Source organism: Nocardioides fonticola (assembly GCF_039536805.1).
GTDB lineage: Bacteria > Actinomycetota > Actinomycetes > Propionibacteriales > Nocardioidaceae > Nocardioides > Nocardioides fonticola.
Genome location: NZ_BAAAZH010000006.1, coordinates 1 through 20,050, shown reverse-complemented (window position 1 = coordinate 20,050; position 20,050 = coordinate 1). Strand labels below are relative to the sequence as shown.

The window sequence follows — 20,050 nt, the reverse complement described above, 5'->3', positions numbered from 1 at the left end:
CGCTCATCCACCGGTCCGCCGGGGCTGTCGGCGGACGGTCCGGAGGCGATCGGCTGGGTCCGTGTTCGCTCTCAGCGGATGGATCACCGGTCGCTCCGGGGAACGCGTAGGGTGTCAGCGGGGTTGGAAGACTCGTACCCCGGGGGCCAGACAGGGTCCACGGGGGCAGACGAGTCGCCCCACAGGAATCAGGAGCGTGGCGCATGTTCGAGCGGTTCACCGACCGAGCCCGGCGGGTAGTCGTGCTGGCCCAGGAAGAGGCCCGCATGCTCTCGCACAACTACATCGGCACCGAGCACATCCTGCTCGGTCTCATCCACGAGGGAGAAGGCGTCGCCGCGAAGGCGCTGGAGTCCCTCGACATCTCGCTCGAGGCCGTGCGCGCCCAGGTCGAGGAGATCATCGGCCAGGGCCAGCAGGCGCCCAGCGGCCACATCCCGTTCACGCCGCGCGCCAAGAAGGTGCTCGAGCTGTCCCTGCGCGAGGCGCTGCAGCTCGGCCACTCCTACATCGGCACCGAGCACATCCTCCTCGGCCTCATCCGCGAGGGCGAGGGCGTCGCCGCCCAGGTGCTGCAGAAGCTCGGCGCCGACCTCAACCGGGTGCGCCAGCAGGTCATCCAGCTGCTCTCGGGCTTCCAGGGCAAGGAGTCGGCCCAGTCGGCCGCGGCCGCCACCGGCGCCGGCACCGACGCGCCGTCGTCCTCGCTGGTGCTCGACCAGTTCGGCCGCAACCTCACCCAGGACGCCCGCGAGGGCAAGCTCGACCCGATCATCGGCCGTGCGCCGCAGATCGAGCGCGTCATGCAGGTGCTCAGCCGTCGCACCAAGAACAACCCGGTGCTCATCGGCGAGCCCGGCGTCGGCAAGACCTCCATCGTCGAGGGCCTGGCCCAGGACATCGTCAAGGGCAACGTGCCCGAGACGCTGAAGGACAAGCAGATCTACACCCTCGACCTCGGCGCCCTGGTGGCCGGTTCCCGCTACCGCGGTGACTTCGAGGAGCGGTTGAAGAAGGTCCTCAAGGAGATCCGCACCCGCGGCGACATCGTGCTCTTCATCGACGAGATCCACACCCTCGTCGGTGCCGGTGCGGCCGAGGGCGCCATCGACGCCGCCAGCATCCTCAAGCCGATGCTGGCCCGCGGCGAGCTGCAGACCATCGGCGCCACGACCCTCGACGAGTACCGCAAGTACCTCGAGAAGGACGCCGCGCTCGAGCGCCGCTTTCAGCCGATCCAGGTGCCCGAGCCCTCGATCGCCGACACGATCGAGATGCTCAAGGGCATCCGCGACCGCTACGAGGCCCACCACCGCGTCACCATCACCGACGAGGCGCTGGTCTCCGCGGCCACCCTGGCCGACCGCTACATCTCCGACCGCTTCCTGCCCGACAAGGCCATCGACCTCATCGACGAGGCCGGCTCGCGTCTGCGCATCCGCCGCATGACCGCGCCCGCCGACCTGCGCGAGTACGACGACCAGATCGCCGAGGTGCGCCAGCGCAAGGAGGCCGCGATCGACGGCCAGGACTTCGAGGCCGCAGCGCGTCTGCGCGATGAGGAGAAGCAGCTCATCCTCAAGAAGGCCGAGCGTGAGAAGCAGTGGCGCGCCGGCGACATGGACGAGGTCGCCGAGGTCGACGAGGAGCTGATCGCCGAGGTGCTGGCGGTGGCCACCGGCATCCCGATCGTCAAGCTCTCGGAGGAGGAGTCCACCCGTCTGCTCAAGATGGAGGACGAGCTCCACAAGCGCGTCATCGGCCAGGACGAGGCCGTCAAGGCCCTCTCCCGGGCGATCCGCCGTACCCGTGCCGGCCTGAAGGACCCCAAGCGTCCTGGCGGCTCGTTCATCTTCGCCGGCCCGTCCGGTGTGGGTAAGACGTGGCTGTCGAAGACGCTCGCGGAATTCCTCTTCGGTGACGAGGACGCCCTCATCCAGCTCGACATGAGCGAATTCGGTGAGAAGCACACCGTCTCGCGTCTGTTCGGTTCTCCGCCGGGATACGTCGGTTACGAAGAGGGCGGTCAGCTCACCGAGAAGGTGCGCCGCAAGCCGTTCTCCGTCGTCCTGTTCGACGAGGTCGAGAAGGCTCACCCCGACATCTTCAACAGCCTGCTGCAGATCCTGGAGGAAGGTCGCCTGACCGATTCCCAGGGCCGGGTCGTGGACTTCAAGAACTGCGTCATCATCATGACCACGAACCTCGGTACCCGCGACATCGCCAAGGGCGTCCACCTCGGCTTCAACCAGTCCGGTGACGCCGCCGGCTCCTACGAGCGGATGAAGGGCAAGGTCTCGGAGGAGCTCAAGCAGCACTTCCGCCCCGAGTTCCTCAACCGTGTCGACGAGATCATCGTGTTCCCGCCGCTGTCGCAGGAGCAGATCATCGCGATGGTCGACAACATGATCGCCTCGGTCGAGGTCCGCCTGAAGGACCGCGACATGCAGATCGAGCTCACCCAGGCCGCGAAGAACCTGCTCGCCGAGCGGGGCTTCGACCCGGTCCTCGGTGCGCGGCCCCTGCGTCGCACGGTGCAGCGCGAGATCGAGGACGTCCTCGCCGAGAAGATGCTCTACGGCGAGGTCGGCCCCGGCCAGATCGTGCTCGTCGACGTCGAGGGCACCGGTCCGCAGGCCGCCTTCACCTTCAAGGGCCAGAAGGTCGCCGAGCTCCCTGATCTGCCTCCGCTGGAGACGGTCGAGACCGGCGAGGAGTGATCCTGAGCTGATCCGGCGCTGATGCGCCGCTGAACCACCGCCTCGGCCCCGGGACGTCGTCCCGGGGCCGAGGTGCGTCTCGGGGGCGTGCACGGCTCAGGGTCGCGAAAGTTTCAGCGGGTACCCGCCAGATCTTTCGGTTCCCGTGCGAACCTTCGGACGCGGGCCGAAAGTTTCAGCGGGTACCCGCCGAATCTTTCGGATGGGGCGCCTACGGCAGCGCGTACGACTCCGGCCCGACCCGCACCACCAGCGCATCGTCGATCAGCCCGACCAGGCACCGTTCCCGCTGGACGGCGTCGTCCCAGGCCGCGGCGAGGGCCGAGGCGTGCACCGGGCCCTCGCTCTCGCGCAGCACGGCCATCAGCCGCCCGCGGCACTGCCGGTCGGTGCCGGCCCAGGCCTGGGCCTTGCGCGGCGGTCCGTCGTAGGCCGGATGCCCGGCGAGGCGCCACCGGCAGACGTCGGCGATCGGGCACGCCCCGCAGCGCGGCGAGGACGCCGTGCAGACCAGCGCCCCGAGCTCCATCACCGCGACCGCCCAGGTCGCCGCGGTGGCCTCCTCGTCGGGCAGCAGCCCGGTGGCCAGGTCGCGCTCGGCCCGGGTGACGGCGGTCGCGGGGAACTCGACCCCGGCGACCGCGCGGGCGAAGACCCGCCGCACGTTGGTGTCGAGGACGACGTGGCGGCGTCCGTAGGCGAAGGAGGCGATCGCGGCTGCGGTGTAGTCGCCGACGCCCGGCAGGGCGATCAGGTCGTCGTAGGAGTCGGGGACGACGCCGTCGTGCTGCTCGGTGATCGCCACCGCGGCGGCATGCAGCCGCAGCGCCCGGCGGGGGTAGCCGAGTCGTCCCCAGGCGCGCACGGCCTCACCGGTCGGTTCGGCGGCGAGGTCGGCCGGGGTGGGCCACCGCTCCAGCCACGCCTCGTGCACGGGCAGCACCCGCGCCACCGGCGTCTGCTGGAGCATGAACTCCGAGACCATCACCGACCACGCCGAGGCTTCGGGACGCCGCCACGGCAGGTCGCGGGCATGCATGTCGTACCAGGCGAGGACGGCGTGGTGCAGGTCGGAGGCGGCCGGCTGATCGTCGAGGGAGGGCATCGGGGCCATTGTGCGGGGTGCCCCGGTGTGGCACCCGGGCGGCCCGGCGTCGGCTGGTTAGCGTGACGCCCATGAGCGCGAACCGGCTGACCCGCGGGCCCCTGCCGGCCTCGGTGTACTGGCGACGCCGCGCGATCGTGCTCCTGGTCGCCTTCACCCTCGTCTTCGGCATCGGCCGTCTGCTGGGCCTCGGCTCCGACGCCTCCGACGGCGCCCCCGCGGCCGGCGACGGCGACGCGGCGGCCTTGGCCGGCACCACGCCGAGCCCGACCTCCGCCGACGCCGCGACGCCCGACGGCGCGGCCGACGGCACCGGTCGTGGCAAGAACGGGAAGAAGGGCAAGACCGCCTCGCCCACCCCCGAGCTCGCCGAGCCGGTCGGCAACTGCCGCGACGAGGACATCAGCGTCACGCCGACCATCGAGAAGGCCGAGGCCGGCCGCGACATCACCTTCACCCTCGACCTGCGCACCCTCGAGACCCCGGCCTGTACGTGGGCAGTCTCCTCCAAGCACCTGACCCTCAAGGTCACCTCGGGCGACGACGACATCTGGTCGACCCTCGACTGCCCGCGCGCCATCACCCCGCAGTCCGTGGTCGTGCGCCAGGCCGTGACCTCCCAGATCGAGGTCGTATGGGGCGGACGCCGCTCCGACGCCCGCTGCAGTCGGGTCACCGACTACGCGATGCCGGGCTTCTACCACCTCGACGTCGCAGCGCTCGGCGGCGAGCCCACCGACGTCCAGTTCGAGCTGGTGCGCCCGGCCGCGGCGGTCATCACCCGCACCGCCGAGCCCACGCCGTCCCCCTCGCCGACGAAGGGCGGGGGAGAGGGCAAGAAGAAGAACCGGTCGCGCTGAGCCGGCGCCGAGCCCGCACAGAGCCCGGCCCTGACGGAACGGTCTCAGACGTAGCGTTCGAGGATGCTGGACTCCGCCAGCCGGGAGAGCCCCTCGCGCACGCTGCGCGCGCGCAGCTCGCCGACCCCGTCGACGGCCTGGAGGTCGTCGATGCCGGCGGCCAGCAGCTTCTGGAGGGTGCCGAAATGCTCGACGAGGCGGTCGACGACCGTCGAGGGCAGCCGCGGCACCTTAGCGAGCAGCCGGTAGCCGCGCGGCGCGACGGCACCGTCGAGGTGCTCGCCGTCGCCGAGACCGAGCACCCGCGCCATGGCGCCGGGGTCGACCAGCTCGGCGGGGCTGAGCTCGCCGAGCTTGGCGAGCAGCTGGTCGGGGCTCTTGGTGCGCCGGCCCGAGGGCAGGTAGTCGCGGATGACCAGCTCGCGCTCGGAGTCGACGCCGGAGACGAGCTCCTCCAACTGGAGGGAGAGCAGGCGGCCGTCGGTGCCGAGCTCGAGCACGTAGTCCTCGATCTCGCGGGCGATGCGGGTGACCATCTCGAGGCGCTGGGCGACCACCGCGACGTCGCGGACGGTCACGAGGTCCTCGATCTCGAGCGCGGAGAGGGTGCTGGAGACCTCGTCGAGGCGCTGCTTGTAGCGCTCGAGGGTGGCCAGCGCCTGGTTGGCGCGGGAGAGGATCTGGCCGGAGTCCTCCAGCACGTGCCGGATCTCGCCGACGTAGGCCGCGATGATCTGCATCGACTGCGACACCGAGATGACCGGGAAGCCGGTCTGGCGGGCCACGCGGTCGGCGGTGCGGTGCCGCGTGCCGGTCTCCTCCGACGGGATCGTGTGGTCGGGCATGAGGTGCACCGCGGCCCGGATGATGCGGGTGAGGTCCTTGTCGACGATGATCGCGCCGTCCATCTTGGCCAGCTCGCGCAGGCCGGTGGCGGTGAACGGGACGTCGAGGTGGAAGCCGCCGGTGGAGATCGACTCGACCGTGCGGTCGTGGCCGAGCACGATCAGGGCGCCGGTGCGGCCGCGCAGGATTCGCTCCAGGCCGTCGCGCAGCGGGGTGCCGGGAGCGATCGAGGCCAGTGTCGCGCGCAGGCGCAGGGTCTCGTCCGAGCGATCGGTCGCGGCCACCGGGCACCCCCTCCACCGCCCGAGGCGGTCGCTGTGCCGGTCGGTCGCCCGGCGTACGCGCTCACTCTAGAGGGACGCCGTGCGGTGCCGCCCGGGTTATCGGCCGGGCGCGCCGTCGGCGTCCTCCCGGACGGAGCCGGAGACGGAGCCGGGGGTGGAGTCGCGGGCCGCACCGGAGCGGCGTCCGCGCAGGGCGTTGACGGCCTGCACCAGCGTGGCGACCTCGACGACGTGGGCGGCGTTGCGCCCCAGCGGCACGGTCTCCTTGGTGCCCACGGGCACCAGCACGCGGCGGTGTCCGAGCCGGACGGCCTCGGCGACGCGCTGCCCGATCATCGCGACCCGGCGGATGTCGCCGGACAGCGAGACCTCCCCGATGGCCGCGACCTCGGCCGGCAGGGGAGTGCCCCAGGCGGCCGAGGCGATCGCCAGGCAGATCGCGAGGTCGCTGCCGGGGTCGTTCGAGCGCATGCCGCCGACGGTGGCGGCGTAGACGTCGCGGTCGTGGAGACGGACACCCGCGAGCCGTTCGGTGACGGCGATCAGCATCGCGACCCGGCTGGAGTCCAGGCCGGTGACGCCGCGGCGCGGGTTGGGCGCGTTGGACGGCGAGACCAGCGCCTGCATCTCCGAGAGCAGCGCACGGCGTCCCTCCACGGTGACGGTGACGCAGGTGCCGGCCACCGGCTCCTCGCGGACGCCGCGGAACAGGCTGCTGGGATCGGTGACCTGGATCAGGCCGGTGTCGGCCTGTTCGAAGCACGCGACCTCGTCGGCGGGACCGAAGCGGTTCTTGACCGCACGCAGCAGTCGCAGCGTGGTCTGCCGGTCGCCCTCGAGCGCGAGCGTGGTGTCGACGACGTGCTCGAGCGCGCGGGGGCCGGCGACGGTGGACTCCTTGGTGACCTGCCCGACCAGGCAGAACGGGATGCCGCGCGCCTTCGCCAGGCGGGTGAGGGTGGAGGCGACCTCCATGACCTGTGCGACGCCGCCCGCGCGGCCGTCGACCTCGGCGCTGGCGATCGTCTGCACGGAGTCGACGATGACGAGGGCGACCTGGGGGCCGAGGGCGTCGAGGTGCCCGATCGCGTGGCCGAGGTCGTGGCCGTCGGCGAGGTAGAGGTGCTCGCTGGTGGCGCCGATGCGCCGGGCCCGGGTGGCGATCTGGTGCACCGACTCCTCGCCGGAGACGTAGAGCACCGGACGCCCCGTGGCGGCCGCGACCGCGTGCGCCGTGGTCAGCAGGAGGGTGGACTTGCCGGCGCCGGGTTCGCCCGAGAGGAGGAGCACCTGGCCGCGGACCAGACCGCCGCCGAGCACCCGGTCGAACTCCGAGAGCCCGGTGCTCAACCGGACGCCGACCTCCTCCTCGCTGATCTCCGAGACCCGCCGCGCCGGACGCGTCGGCGTGGTGCCGCCGCCCGAGGAGCGCAGACCGGCGGCGGTGCCGTTGCCGGCCACCGGGACGGCGACCTCGGTGAGGGTCGAGAACTCCCCGCACTTGGAGCAGCGGCCGTACCACGTGCCGTACTCCGCACCGCAGGAGCTGCACACCCACTTCGACCGCGCCTTCGCCACGCGCCCGAGGCTAGGGCACGGCGCCGACAGGATGGTCGGGCCGGTGGGAGGTGCGGGAGTTTCCCCGGTCAGCCGGGGAAACTCCTTCTTGGCACAGCAAGCATTCCCTGACCAGCGTGAGTTTCCCCTGACACGTCGGCCCCGGTCAGACCCTGGTCGCCCCGACCGGCGCGGCCCGCCCCGACCACGTGGGCCGCGACTCCGCCCCCCCAACCCCCGCCCCGCATCGGTATGCTCGGATGGATCGTTCCAACGCGGGTGGCCGTCGGGCCCCGCTGATCGGCTGGAGGTGGGGGTGACGCAGACGCCGCGGATCCCCGGGCGCGTCCCCGCCGCGCCGCCCACCCTCGCCGATGTCGCCGAGCGCGCCGGCGTCTCGCGGCAGACGGTCTCCAACGCGGTCAACAACCCCGAGCTCCTGCGCCCCGACACCCTCGAGCGGGTGCAGCGGGCGATCAGCGAGCTCGGCTACCTGCCGAACCGCGCCGCCCGCAACCTGCGCACCCGCGCGTCCCACCTCATCGGCCTGCGCATCAACCCGGTCCCCGAGGGCACCGCCAACGCGACGATGGACCGGTTCGTGCATTCGTTGGTCGAGACCTCCTCCGAGGCCGGCTACCACGTGCTGCTCTTCCCCGGCGATCCGCTCGACCCGCTCTCGGGGTACGACGACCTGCTGCGCGCCACCGCCGTCGACGCCTTCGTCGTCACCGACACCTACCTGGGCAACCCACAGGCCACGTGGCTGGAGAAGCGGCGGGCGCCGTTCGTCGCCTTCGGTCGCCCGTGGGACAAACCGGACGCCGCCCACGCCTGGGTCGACGTCGACGGCGCCGCCGGCTGCGACCTGGCGACCACCCATCTGCTCGACAAGGGCCACCACCGCATCGCGTGGATCGGCTGGCGCAAGGACTCCTGGATCGGCGAGGACCGCCGTTCGGGCTGGTATCGCGCGATGAAGTCGCGGGGTCTGTCGACCACGGGCCTGGCCTCGCGCGTCGAGGACACCGTGCACAGCGGCCGCAGCGCGAGCGCCGTCCTGCTCGACGAGGCCCAGCCCTCGGCGTTCGTCTGCGCCTCCGACACGCTCGCGATGGGGGTGCTCCAGACCCTGGCCGAGCGCGGTCTCGCGCCCGGGCGCGACATCGCCGTGGTCGGCTTCGACGACTCCCAGGTGGCACAGGTCGTGCACCCCGGCCTGACCTCGGTGCGGCAGCCGCTCGAGCAGGTGGCGGTCGAGGTCGTCACCGCGTTGCGGGGCCTGCTCGGCCACCCGCCGTCGCCGCCGCGTCAGGTGATGCTCACCCCGACGCTCGCGCTGCGCGGCTCGTCCTGACGCTTCTCGATACCCCGGATACCCGAGCGGCTCAGAACCGCTTCCACCACAGGTTGACGGCGTAGTCGACCTCGAGCCCGGTGTGGTCGGCGATGATCCGCTCGGCCTCGGCGGGCGGGAACTCGATGCGGACGACGGCCTCGAAGTCCGCGCGTTCGCTGAAGCGCCAGCCGATGTCGAGCGGACGCCGGGTCCAGCCGCGCGTCGACCAGAACCGCTCGATCTCCGACGGCGCCGGCAGGTGCGGGAAGCCCCGCCGGAACCAGTGCCCGAAGGTGGAGCGGCTCGCGTCGTTGTCGACGATGAACGCGACTCCGCCGCGCCGCAGCACGCGATCGAGCTCGCGCAGCCCGGGCTCGCACCCGGGACCGAAGAAGTAGGCCCAGCGCACGTGGACGACGTCGACGCTGGCGTCGGGCAGCGGGATCGCCTGCGCGGTGCCCTGGAGCAGGTCGACCGCGAGGCGTCGGGTACGACGCCGGGCGAGCGCGAGCAGATCGGGATGGGGCTCGACACCGATCACCCGGGCTGCCGCACCGGGCTGCGCCGTCCAGCGGGGGAGGTGGAAGCCGGTGCCGCAGCCGAGGTCGAGCAGGGTGCGGCCCGACCAGTCGCCGAGCTCGCGCATGGCGGCCTCGATGCGGCCGTCGGGGTCGGCGGCTCGGTTCTCCAGCTCGTAGGTGGCCGGATGCTCCCAGATGTTGGGGCTCTCGACCGCGCCCTTGATCACGGCGGGGCCGGGCGGCTCAGAGCCGGACGAGACCGTTCGGGGTCTGGATCTGGACGGCGATGATGCCGGGCGTGCCGTGCGGGGCGACCCACTCGACCTTGACGTCCTCCAGCGGCGCCTCGACGGACTCGCCCAGCCACTCGCTCACGCGCTGCGGGTCGCCGGCGATCTCCAGGCAGGCCAGGGAGTAGTCGCCGGTGGCGCCGGCGCTGGGGTGCAGGTCGGCCGGCACCTCCCACTGGATGAAGAAGGGCAGCTGCGGGTCGGCGATGAGGCCGTTGATGCCGATCTGCTTCCAGCGCAGCTCGGTGCCGTCGGGGCGGTGCCGGCTGCCCTGGGCGGCCGGGCGGCCCAGCCGCGACTCGGGGGCGGAGATGTCCTGGACGGCGACCGCCCAGCCGAGCCAGCCGCCGCCGAGCACCGAGCGCGCGCGCACGGCCTGCCCGAAGGGCGCCTTGTCGGAGGCGGGGTGGTCGAGCACCTCGACGATCTCCAGGTAGGTGTCGCCGGCCAGCGGCAGGATGACGTTGCGGGTGCCGAAGCGGGGGTGCACACCGCCGTCGTGGAACTCGCAGCCGAGCAGTCCGCCGATCCGGGCGGCGGTGCTCGCGAGGCCGTCGGGGCCTGCGGCGTAGGAGAGGTGGTCCAGGCGCATGCCTAGATTCTGAACACACTCTGAGAGAACCCGTGCATCGGGGTCGACTTCTCTTGACGTCGAGAATCCCGCGGCCGAGGACGGGGATCCCCCGCCCGGGATGGGCCCCCGAGGGTTCCGCGAGGGTCCGCGAGCTGCGGCAGCGGTCAGGGGCGCGGGTCGGCGGGGTGCAGGGCCAGCAGCGATCGTGAACGCACATGGGCCTCGCAGTGTCGGGCCAGCTCGTCGTAGGCGCCCTGCCCCATCAGCGCGATCAGCTCGGCGGCGTGGGTGAGGTAGACGGGCTCGGCGGCCACGTGGGCCTCGGTGTTGCCCGAGCAGTACCAGTCGAGGTCGTGGCCGCCAGGCCCCCAGCCGCGCCGGTCGTACTCGCCGATCGAGACCTCGGTGTAGGTGGTGCCGTCCTGGCGCTCGACGTCGCGGAAGGTGCGCCGGATCGGCAGCTGCCAGCACACGTCGGGCTTGGCCTCCAGCGGGTGGACGCCGTCGCGCAACGCCAGCGCGTGCAGGGCGCAGCCGGCGCCGCCCGCGAAATCTGGCCGGTTCTGGAACACGCAGGCCTGCTGGCCGTCGTGGGTGGCGACGCGCGTCTTGCGGGCGCCCTCGTCGTCCTTCTCGACCCAGTCCTTGGTGCGCACCTCGCGTCCGGCCGGCTTCAGCTGCCACAGCTCGGCGTCGAGCCGCTCGACCCACGCGGCCACGCGCTTCTCGTCGGCCTTGTCGGCGAAGTGGGCGCCCAACGTGCAGCAGCCGACGTCGGGGGCGTCGGCGTAGATGCCGCGACACCCCGATCCGAAGATGCAGGTGTAGGACGACGTCAGCCAGGTGAGGTCGCAGCGCAGCACCTCCGATTCGTCGTCGGGGTTGACGAACTCGACGTAGGCGCGGGGGAAGACGAGGTCCACTTCGGGCACGCAGCGAACCCTACGATGCCGGGCCGAGTAGGTTGGGGACATGCGCCTGGGCGTCCTCGACATCGGTTCCAACACCGGGCATCTGCTCGTGGTCGACGCCCACGGCGGTGCGGCCCCGCTGGCGGCGTCGTCCTACAAAGAGCCTTTGCGCCTGGCCGAGCACCTCGACGACGCCGGTGCCGTCACCCAGCTCGGCATCGACGCGCTGGTGCGCTTCACCGCCGACGCGCTGGTGGTGGCCGAGGACAAGGGCTGCGAGGAGATGCTCTCCTTCGCCACCTCGGCGGTGCGCGACGCGGTGAACTCCGACGACGTGCTCGCGCAGGTCGAGGCCCACACCGGCGTCCGCATCCAGGTGCTCTCCGGGGAGGACGAGGCCCGGCTGACGTTCCTGTCCGTGCGCCGCTGGTTCGGCTGGTCGGCCGGACGCCTCGCGGTCTTCGACATCGGCGGCGGCTCGCTGGAGATCGCGGCCGGTGCCGACGAGGCGCCGGACGTCGCATGGTCGCTGCCGTTGGGTGCGGCCCGTCTCGCCCGCGCCTACTTCGCCGACCACAATCCCGGCGAGGAGCAGCTGCGCGAGCTGCGACGCACCATCCGCGCCCAGATCGCCCGCGACGCCGGCCAGCTGCTGCGCGCCGGCACGCCGCATCGCGCCGCGGCCACCTCGAAGACGTTCCGGTCGCTGGCGCGCATCTGCGGCGCGGCGCCGTCCACCGAGGGCATCCTCACCCCGCGGGCGCTCACCCAGCGCGACCTGGCCGCGTGGATCCCCAAGCTGGCCGCGATGAACCTCGCCGAGCTCGCCGAGCTGCCCGGCGTCTCGCCCTCGCGGGCCCACCAGATCGTGCCCGGCGCGCTGGTGGCCGAGGCCTGCATGGACATCTTCGACCTCGCCGCCCTCGAGATCTGCCCGTGGGCCCTGCGCGAGGGCGTGATCCTCGAGCGCATCGACCAGATCGGCGTCCTGGGCTGAGATGTCGCGCATCGGCCTGTCCACCTCCTCGGTCTACCCCGAGTCGGCCGCCCACGCCTTCGGCTACGCCGCGCAGCTCGGCTACGACGGCGTGGAGGTGATGGTCGCCCTCGACCGGCTCAGCCAGGACACCTCGGCCCTCGAGAAGCTCTCGGCGCACCACGGCGTCCCGGTGTGCAGCGTGCACGCCCCCTGCCTGCTGTTCACCCAGCGCGTCTGGGGCACCGAGCCGTGGGGCAAGTTGGAGCGATCGGCTGAGATGGCGGCCGCGTTGGGGGCGCCGGTCGTCGTCGTCCATCCGCCGTTCCGGTGGCAGAAGGACTACGCACGCGGCTTCGTCGAGGGCATCGCGGCTCTGGAGGAGTCCACGGGCATCGCCTTCGCGGTCGAGAACATGTATCCGTGGCGGGCCTCCTCCAAGCGCGGCATGGAGATGTACCTGCCCGGATGGGACCCCTCCACCGAGCCCTACGCCAACACCACCATCGACCTCTCGCACGCCGCGATCGCCGGGGACGACGTCGTCGCGATGGCCGAGCGGCTCGGGCCGCGGCTGCGGCACGTCCACCTCACCGACGGCACCGGCTCGGTCAAGGACGAGCACCTCGTGCCCGGTCGGGGTTCGATGGACGCCGCCGGCTTCCTGCGCCATCTCGCCGGCACCGGCTTCGCCGGCGACATCGTGCTCGAGATCAACACCCGCCGCTGCGCCGACCGCGAGGAGCGGATCGCCGACCTGCGGGAGTCGCTCGCCTTCGCGCGTGAGCACTTCGGGGGCGGGGAGCCGGGGGAGGCCTGAGGGCTCGCAACCCGGCCTCGCCAGCCCTACGGCAGCCGGAAGACGACCCTCAGGACGGCGTACATGCCGGCCGCGACGAGACCGGCCGCGGGGAAGGTCAGCACCCAGGCGGTGACGATCGAGCGGGCGACGCCCCAGCGCACCGCGGAGAACCGCTTGGTCGCGCCGGCGCCCATCACGGCCGAGGTGATCGTGTGGGTGGTCGAGATCGGCGCCTGGAGCGCGTAGGCGGCGGTGTAGAGGACGCTGGCCGCGACGGTCTCGGCGGCGAAGCCGCGGGCGGGGTCGAGGTCGATGATCTTGCGGCCCAGGGTGCGCATGATCCGCCAGCCTCCGGCCCACGTGCCGGCCGAGATCGCGGTGGCCGCGGCGAGGATCACCCACAGCGGCAGGCCGTCGTCGGCGGCGGCGTAGCCGCCGGTGAGCAGGGCGAGGAAGATGACGCCCATCGTCTTCTGGGCGTCCTGGAGGCCGTGGCCGAGCGCCATCGCCGCGGCCGAGACGGTCTGGGCGACCCGGAAGCCGCGGTTGGCCCGGTGGGCGTTCACGCCGCGGAAGATCCACATGAGCGCGGTCATCAGCGCGAAGGCGGCGGCGAAGCCGACGAGCGGCGAGGCGATCATCGGGATGACCACCTTGTCGAGGATGGTCGACCACTCGACGCTCGCGCCGGCGGCCAGCGCCGCCCCCACGAGGCCGCCGATGAGGGCATGGGACGACGACGACGGCAGCCCGAAGTACCAGGTGATGAGGTTCCAGGTGATGGCGCCGACGAGCCCCGAGAGCACGATGACGAGTCCGTGGTTGCCGGCGCCGGGGTCGATCACCGAGCCGACCGTGTTGGCGATCTCCTGACCGAGGAAGGCGCCGACGAAGTTCATCACCGCGGCCATGCCGAGCGCGATCCGCGGGGTGAGCGCCCGGGTGGAGATGGAGGTGGCGATGGCGTTGGCGGCGTCGTGGAAGCCGTTGGTGTAGTCGAAGGCGAGGGCGACGACGACGACCGCGACGACGATGGCGAGGTCCACGCCTCAGGTCTCCTTGACCGCGATCTGCTCCACGATGTTGGCGATGTGCTCGAAGGCGTCGATGGCGCCCTCGAGCGACTCGACGATGTCCTTGAGCTTGAGCACCTCCATCGCCTTGTACTCGCCGGAGAAGAGGTCGGCCAGGATGCGGCGGTGGTTGCGGTCGCCGGTGTTCTCGAGGCGGTTGATCTCGATCCAGTACTCCTCCAGGGAGCCCGGGTTGCGCAGCGACGGCATCGCGGTGGCGGTCAGGTCGGCGCAGCGCTGGAGCACCTCGACCTGCTCGGAGAGCATCGCGGGGAGCTGCTTGACCTCGTAGAGGTGGATCATGTCGACGACCTCGTCCATGAGGTCCATGACGTCGTCGAGCGCGCCGCCGAGGGCGTAGATGTCCTCGCGGTCGAAGGGGGTGACGAAGGTGCTGTTGGCCTGCTTGAACAGGGCGTGGGCGAACTCGTCGGCCACATGCTCGGCGTCGCGCATGCGCTCGGCGACCGCCTCGCGGTCGGCCCCCTCGGCGAGCACCTCGGCGAGCAGCGCGGCCCCCGTGACGAGCTGGGCGGCCAGCTGCGCCAGCAGGTCGTAGAACGACCCGTCGACGGGACGGAAGCGCAAGCGCACGGCTGACTCCAGGGGTGGGGGACGCGGACCGCGCTCATGCTAGGGGCACAACCTGTTGCCAGCGCAACCAGTCACCCGCAGATCCGAGGGCCCCGTGATCCTCCCCACGCGGGCGGTCGGGACGGCGTCCGGGAGCCGTGTCGAGGCCCCGGACGCCGCCCGCGTCAGACCTGGGCGCGCCGGCGTCGCTGCTGCTCGATGAGCGCCGTCTGGAGGTCGACGGTGCCGGCGTTGCGGGTCCACACGCCCTCGGCGTCGAGCTCCCAGGCGCGGGTGTCCTCGGCGAAGGCGAGGTCGAGCAGCTCACGCACCGGACCGACCGTGGAGGCGCCGGGCATGCGCACCAGCACCTCGACCCGGCGGTCGAGGTTGCGGTGCATCATGTCGGCCGACCCGATCCAGGCCTCCGGCTCGCCGCCGTTCTCGAAGTCGAAGACCCGGCTGTGCTCGAGGAACCGCCCGAGGATCGAGCGCACCCGCACCTGCTCCGAGAGCCCCGGGACGCCGGGGCGCAGCGCGCAGATGCCGCGCACGAGCAGCTCGACCGGCACGCCCTCCTGGGAGGCCAGGTAGAGGGCGTCGATGACGGCCTCGTCGACCACGCTGTTGGCCTTGATCCGGATGCGGGCCGGGCGCCCGGCCCGGTGGTGGGCGATCTCGCGGTTGATCCGCTCGACGAGCCCGGTGCGCACGGAGTCCGGGGCCACGAGCAGCTGGTCGTAGGAGGCGTTGCGCGACCAGCCGGAGAGGTTGTTGAACAGGTGGGCGACGTCCTCGCCGATGCGCTCGTTCGTGGTGATCAGCCCGAGGTCCTCGTACATGCGCGAGGTCTTCGGGTTGTAGTTGCCGGTGCCGATGTGGGTGTAGCGGCGGATGCCGTCGGGCTCCTCGCGCACCACCATCGCCAGCTTGCAGTGGGTCTTGAGCCCCACCAGGCCGTAGACGACGTGGCAGCCGGCCTGCTCGAGCTTGCGCGCCCAGCGGATGTTGGCCTCCTCGTCGAAGCGCGCCTTGATCTCCACGATCACCAGCACCTGCTTGCCGGCCTCGGCGGCGTCGATGAGGGCGTCGATGATGGGGGAGTCGCCGGAGGTGCGGTAGAGCGTCTGCTTGATCGCCAGCACGTGCCGGTCGGCGGCGGCCTGCTCGAGGAAGCGCTGCACCGAGGTGGCGAAGGAGTCGTAGGGGTGGTGCAGCAGGACGTCGTGGCGGCGCGCGGCCTTGAAGACGTCGACCGGCTTGGCGGTCTCGACGTCGGCGAGCCGGTGGTGGGTGGTCGGCACGAACGCGTCGTACTTCAGCTCCTGCCGGTCGAGGTCGGCGATGCCGTGCAGCCCGCGCAGATCGAGCGGGCCGGGCAGGCGGAACACCTCGGCATCGCTGACGCCGAGCTCGGAGACCAGCAGTTCGAGGACGGCGTCCGAGATCGACTCCTCGACCTCCAGGCGCACCGGCGGGCCGAAGCGGCGACGCAGCAGCTCCTTCTCCAGCGCGGCCAGGAGGTTCTCGGCGTCGTCCTCCTCGACCTCGAGGTCCTCGTTGCGGGTCACGCGGAAGGTGTGCACCTCCACGATCTCCATGCCGGGGAACAGCTTCTTGAGGTGCTCGGCGATGACGTCCTCGAGCGGCACGAAGCGCTGGTTGCCGACCGGCACGAAGCGACTGAAGATCGGCGGCACCTTCACACGGGCGAAGTGGTCTTTGCCCGACTTCGGGTTGCGCAGCACGACGGCGAGGTTGAGCGAGAGCCCCGAGATGTAGGGGAAGGGGTGGGCGGGGTCGACCGCCAGCGGCGTGAGTACCGGGAAGATGCGCTCCTTGAAGAGCTTCTTGCAGGTGCGCTGCTCGTCGGGGGTCAGGTCGTTCCAGCGCAGCAGCTCGATGTTCTGCTCGGCCAGCTCGGGCACGATCGCCTCGCCGAAGACCCGGGCATGCCGGGCGCTGAGCGCGCCGGCGGTCTCCCAGATGCGGTCGAGCACCTCGCGCGGCATCAGCCCGGACGCCGCCCGCACCGCCAGGCCGGCGGCGATGCGCCGCTTGAGGCCGGCCACCCGCACCATGAAGAACTCGTCGAGGTTGCTGGCGAAGATCGCCAGGAAGCGCGCGCGTTCGAGCAGCGGGAGGTCGGGGTCCTCGGCCAGTTCGAGCACCCGCTCGTTGAAGCGCAGCCAGGAGAGCTCGCGGTCGAGGAACCGGTCGTCGAACTTCTCCAGGGCCTCCACCGCGGCGACGTCGGGCTCGTAAGGCGGCTCGACCTCGAAGCTCTCGTGCGGGGGCCCGTCGGGGTTGTGGACGGCCTCGGCGTGCAGTTCGGCGGACATAGGTCCCATCCTCCCACCGCTCAGTGAACGAGAGGTGATCTCGCGGCCGGGGGTCAGGGCGTAGGTTGCGCACCGTGAGCCACTCCCAGAGCACCTCCCGTGTGGACGCCGTGCGCGCCCGCGCCGAGAAGGCCGTCTTCACCGGTCTGCTCGCCCTGCCCGAGCGGATCCAGCGGATGCTGGCCGGTCGGCCGGTCGTCCGCGACGGTCAGACGCTGGCCACCGAGACCCAGCTGACCCTGCGGCTGCAGAAGGTCAGCGGACTGCCGCCGGTCGAGACGCTGCCGATCGTGCCCCAGGGCCGCGACGCGCTGCTGCACCAGTCGCTGCTGGCCGGCGGCTCGCTGCCGATCGGCGCCACCCGCGACCTCGAGGCTGCCGGACTGCCTGCGCGGCTCTACACCCCGCGCGGCCTGCGCCCCGGGACGCCGTCCGGGCTGCTGGTCTTCCTGCACGGCGGCGGGTTCATCTACGGCGATCTGGACTCCCACGACGCACCGTGCCGGCTGCTGGCCGAGCGGGCCGGCGTCCGGGTGCTCTCGATCGAGTACCGCCTCGCTCCCGAGGACGTCTTCCCGGCCGCCCACGACGACTGCGTGGCGGCCTACCGCTGGGCCGTCGAGCATGCGGCCGAACTGGACGCCGATCCGGCCCGGCTCGCCGTCGGCGGCGACTCGGCGGGCGGCAACCTGGCGGCCTGGGTGGCGATCGAGGCGGCTCGCGAGGGTCTGCCCTGCGCGTTCCAGCTGCTGGTCTATCCGACGGTCGACGCCCACCACGCCACCGAGTCGGCGCGGCTGTTCGCCGCGGGGTTCTTCCTGACCAAGCAGTTCATGGACCTGGCCAGCGACACCTACATCCCCGCGGACGCCGACCTCGACGACCCGCGGCTCTCCCCGATCCTGGCCGAGCTGCCCGACGGGCTGGCACCGGCCTACCTGTGCACCGCCGGGTTCGACCCGCTGCGCGACGAGGGCGAGGCCTACGCCCGCAAGCTCGCCGACGCCGGTGTGCCGGTGGAGATGAAGCGGTTCCCCGACCAGATCCACGGGTTCCTCAACATCGTCGGCGTCGGCCGCACCTCGCGGTCGGCCGTCGAGGAGATCGCCGCGGCGCTGCGGCGGGGTCTGGCGGGCCGGGTCACGGGCCCGGACGCCACCGCCTCAACTCCCGCGTGAACTCCTCGGGGTCGACCATCCGCCGGTCGACCACCACCGGCGGGAGGCTGCGCCGCACGAACAGCACGGCCCAGTCGGCGTCCCCGGGGTGCCCGCGGATCTCGATCTGGGTGGTCGGCGCGTAGAGGTCGAAGCGGTGGCGGTGGTCGCCGCTGACGATCTCGACGACGCCCGCGTCGTCGATGCGCACCTGGGTGCGCGGACGCATCACGGTGAAGCCGAGCACCACCAGCAGAGCCAGCGCCGCGACGCCGAGCAGGGCCGAGACGACGCCCGGACCGGTGCGCACCACCGAGCCGATCGCACCGGCCACGAGCACGAGCGCGGCCAGCACGAGCAGCAGTCGGCCGGTCGAGGCCCACAGGCCTCCGCCGCCGGCGTACTCCGCGGACTCGAAACGGGCCGTGGAGGGGGCGGCCGGGATCGCGGACGCCGGGCCACGCTGAGCCGGGCCGCGCTGAGCCGGGCCGCGCTGAGCCGGGACGGCGTCCGCCAGGGGACGCTCCTCCGGCTGCACCGTCGGCGCCCGGTCCGGCTCGTCACTCCCATCGGGGACGGCGTCCGCGGGCTCCGGCACGAGGGGAGCCCGGGTGAGCGGAGCCGGCGCGACCGGGGCGACCCCGCGGTCGGCGGAGCGGATCTCCCCGCCCGACCGACCCTCGCCCAAGCGACCCTCGCGCAGGGCCGCGAGTTCGTGGGCGAGATCGGCGGCCCGCTGCTCGGCCTCGAGCCGCTCCTGGGTGGCGAGTTCGACGAGCTCGGTGGCGTGCCGCACGCTCGCCTCGACACCCTGCCGGTCGATGGCGCGCTGCTCGGCGGCCTCCTCGGCCTGGCGGCGGGCCTCGATCGCCTCGGCGAGCGCCTGCTCGGTGGCGGTGCGGGCGGCGACGGCGTCGGCGAGTTCGCGGGCCTTCTCGGCCGCTGAGGCCTCGGCGGCCTCCCGGGCACCGTGGGCATCGGCTGCCGATGCGGCCGCCGCGGTGACGCTCGCCTGGGCCTCCTGATGGGCGGCGAGCGCGCCGGCGAGGGACTCCTCGGTGCGGCGTCGTTCGTCGGCGGCCTCGGCGAGCAGGCGGTGGGCCTCGGCGGCGGCCTGCTCGGCCTGCTCGCGTGCGGCATGGGCGGCGGCCGCGGCGCGGGCCTGCTCCTCGGTCTCGCGCCGTGCGGTCTCGGCCTCGGCGCGCGCCTCGGCGAGCTCGGCGGCCAGGGCGTCCTCGGCCTCGGTCTCCGCGCGCAGGGCAGCGACCTCCGCGATGAGCTCGCGGACGACGTCCGCGGCAGCCCGCTCGGCGTCCTCGCGTTCGGTCTGGACGGCGCCGACGGCGGCGGTGCGGGCGGCGAGCTCGGTCTGGGCCTCCTGGTGGGCGGCCAGGGCGCCGGCGAGGGACTCCTCGGTGCGGCGCCGTTCGTCGGCGGCCTCGGCGAGCAGGCGGTGGGCCTCGGCGGCGGCCTGCTCGGCCTGCTCGCGCTCGCCGTGGGCGGCGGCCGCGGCACGGGCCTGCTCCTCGGCCTCGCGTCGGGCGGTCTCGGCGGCCTGCTGCGCCTCGGTGAGGCGGCGCGCCAGCTCGGCGGCCTCGACCTCGGTGGCGGCGCGCTCGGCGACGCGGGCCTCGACGGCGGCCTGCGCCTCGGCCAGCGCCGAGCGGTGCTCCTCCAGCTGGCGGGCCTGCTCGGCCCGGACCTGGCGGACGGCGTCCTCGGCGGCGGCCCGCGCCTCCTCGGCCCGGGCGGCCTGCTCGGTGCGCTCGTAGGCCTGGTCGTCGGCGAGTCGTCGGGCGACCGCCTGCTCCTCGGCGATGCGCTCGGCCTCGGCGCGGGCGTCGGCGGCCTGGGTGGCCGCGGCCTCGGCGACCATCCGCCCCTCGTGGGCGGCTGCGGCGGCCTCGTGGGCCCGGATGCCGGCCGCCTCGGCCTCCTCGCGGGCCCGGGTGGCGGCCTCGGTGGCCGCGGTCTGCTGGCGCAGGGCCTCCTCGAGGTCGCGGCGCGCCTCGTGGGCCGCGCGCGCGGCCACGGCCGCGGCGAGGGCGGCGGTGCTGGCCTCGGCGTAGGAGGCGTGGGCGGCGGTGGCGCGGGCGATGGCCTCCTCGGCGGCGCGCTCG

16 protein-coding genes are annotated in these 20,050 nt (G+C 72.8%); 6 read left to right on the top strand and 10 right to left on the bottom strand.

What is annotated here, in order from left to right:
• The first annotated feature begins 203 nt into the window (after positions 1 to 203).
• A complete protein-coding gene (locus ABD671_RS03335; protein WP_344731805.1) occupies positions 204 to 2,720 on the top strand; it encodes an ATP-dependent Clp protease ATP-binding subunit in 2,517 nt (838 codons plus the stop codon).
• A gap of 211 nt (positions 2,721 to 2,931) precedes the next feature.
• Here ABD671_RS03335 and ABD671_RS03330 read toward each other — a convergent pair whose 3' ends face one another.
• Positions 2,932 to 3,834, bottom strand: a complete 903-nt coding sequence (locus tag ABD671_RS03330) for an HhH-GPD family protein (protein ID WP_425574875.1) — start codon at positions 3,832 to 3,834, stop codon at positions 2,932 to 2,934.
• A gap of 62 nt (positions 3,835 to 3,896) precedes the next feature.
• Here ABD671_RS03330 and ABD671_RS03325 point away from each other — a divergent pair, with 62 nt between their 5' ends.
• On the top strand, positions 3,897 to 4,685 hold the full coding sequence (locus ABD671_RS03325; protein ID WP_344731802.1) for a hypothetical protein: 789 nt from the start codon (positions 3,897 to 3,899) through the stop codon (positions 4,683 to 4,685).
• Positions 4,686 to 4,729: 44 nt separating this feature from the next.
• On the opposite strand, the gene disA is transcribed toward ABD671_RS03325, so the two are convergent.
• Positions 4,730 to 5,815, bottom strand: coding sequence for a DNA integrity scanning diadenylate cyclase DisA (disA, locus tag ABD671_RS03320; protein ID WP_344731801.1), 1,086 nt, complete (start codon positions 5,813 to 5,815; stop codon positions 4,730 to 4,732).
• Positions 5,816 to 5,911: 96 nt separating this feature from the next.
• Positions 5,912 to 7,393 (bottom strand): DNA repair protein RadA, encoded by a 1,482-nt coding sequence (gene radA, locus ABD671_RS03315; protein WP_344731800.1) that lies wholly within the window; start codon positions 7,391 to 7,393, stop codon positions 5,912 to 5,914.
• Between the two features lie 295 nt (positions 7,394 to 7,688).
• Here radA and ABD671_RS03310 point away from each other — a divergent pair, with 295 nt between their 5' ends.
• Positions 7,689 to 8,729 carry a LacI family DNA-binding transcriptional regulator gene (locus tag ABD671_RS03310; protein ID WP_344731799.1) on the top strand — a complete coding sequence of 347 codons (1,041 nt, stop codon included), beginning with the start codon at positions 7,689 to 7,691 and terminating at the stop codon, positions 8,727 to 8,729.
• A 31-nt stretch (positions 8,730 to 8,760) separates the two neighbouring features.
• Here the strand turns inward: ABD671_RS03310 and ABD671_RS03305 are convergent, their stop codons facing one another.
• The 3 genes from ABD671_RS03305 to ABD671_RS03295 form a co-directional block, all read right to left on the bottom strand.
• Positions 8,761 to 9,459, bottom strand: coding sequence for a class I SAM-dependent methyltransferase (locus tag ABD671_RS03305; RefSeq protein ID WP_344731797.1), 699 nt, complete (start codon positions 9,457 to 9,459; stop codon positions 8,761 to 8,763).
• A gap of 16 nt (positions 9,460 to 9,475) precedes the next feature.
• A complete protein-coding gene (locus ABD671_RS03300; protein WP_344731796.1) occupies positions 9,476 to 10,114 on the bottom strand; it encodes a VOC family protein in 639 nt (212 codons plus the stop codon).
• A 146-nt stretch (positions 10,115 to 10,260) separates the two neighbouring features.
• Complete coding sequence (locus ABD671_RS03295; RefSeq protein WP_344731795.1) at positions 10,261 to 11,028, bottom strand: DUF3109 family protein; 768 nt, start codon at positions 11,026 to 11,028, stop codon at positions 10,261 to 10,263.
• A gap of 40 nt (positions 11,029 to 11,068) precedes the next feature.
• On the opposite strand from ABD671_RS03295, the gene ABD671_RS03290 reads away from it, so the two are divergent.
• Both ABD671_RS03290 and ABD671_RS03285 read left to right on the top strand, forming a co-directional pair.
• Positions 11,069 to 12,004, top strand: a complete 936-nt coding sequence (locus ABD671_RS03290; RefSeq protein ID WP_344731794.1) for a Ppx/GppA family phosphatase — start codon at positions 11,069 to 11,071, stop codon at positions 12,002 to 12,004.
• A 1-nt stretch (position 12,005) separates the two neighbouring features.
• On the top strand, positions 12,006 to 12,803 hold the full coding sequence (locus ABD671_RS03285; protein WP_344731793.1) for a sugar phosphate isomerase/epimerase family protein: 798 nt from the start codon (positions 12,006 to 12,008) through the stop codon (positions 12,801 to 12,803).
• Between the two features lie 26 nt (positions 12,804 to 12,829).
• Here ABD671_RS03285 and ABD671_RS03280 read toward each other — a convergent pair whose 3' ends face one another.
• The 3 genes from ABD671_RS03280 to ABD671_RS03270 all read right to left on the bottom strand — a co-directional run bounded on the left by ABD671_RS03280 (position 12,830) and on the right by ABD671_RS03270 (position 16,773).
• Positions 12,830 to 13,831 carry an inorganic phosphate transporter gene (locus ABD671_RS03280; protein ID WP_344731792.1) on the bottom strand — a complete coding sequence of 334 codons (1,002 nt, stop codon included), beginning with the start codon at positions 13,829 to 13,831 and terminating at the stop codon, positions 12,830 to 12,832.
• Positions 13,832 to 13,834: 3 nt separating this feature from the next.
• Positions 13,835 to 14,452 (bottom strand): DUF47 domain-containing protein, encoded by a 618-nt coding sequence (locus tag ABD671_RS03275; protein WP_344731791.1) that lies wholly within the window; start codon positions 14,450 to 14,452, stop codon positions 13,835 to 13,837.
• Between the two features lie 164 nt (positions 14,453 to 14,616).
• Positions 14,617 to 16,773, bottom strand: coding sequence for an RNA degradosome polyphosphate kinase (locus ABD671_RS03270; protein WP_344731790.1), 2,157 nt, complete (start codon positions 16,771 to 16,773; stop codon positions 14,617 to 14,619).
• Positions 16,774 to 16,847: 74 nt separating this feature from the next.
• Between ABD671_RS03270 and ABD671_RS03265 the strand changes: the two genes are divergently transcribed.
• Entirely contained in the window at positions 16,848 to 17,951 is a 1,104-nt protein-coding gene (locus ABD671_RS03265; protein ID WP_344731789.1) for an alpha/beta hydrolase, read from the top strand.
• On the opposite strand, the gene ABD671_RS03260 is transcribed toward ABD671_RS03265, so the two are convergent.
• A partial coding sequence (locus ABD671_RS03260) for a coiled-coil domain-containing protein (RefSeq protein ID WP_486348164.1) occupies positions 17,914 to 20,050 on the bottom strand: 2,137 nt, incomplete at its 5' end. The genes ABD671_RS03265 and ABD671_RS03260 overlap by 38 nt on opposite strands.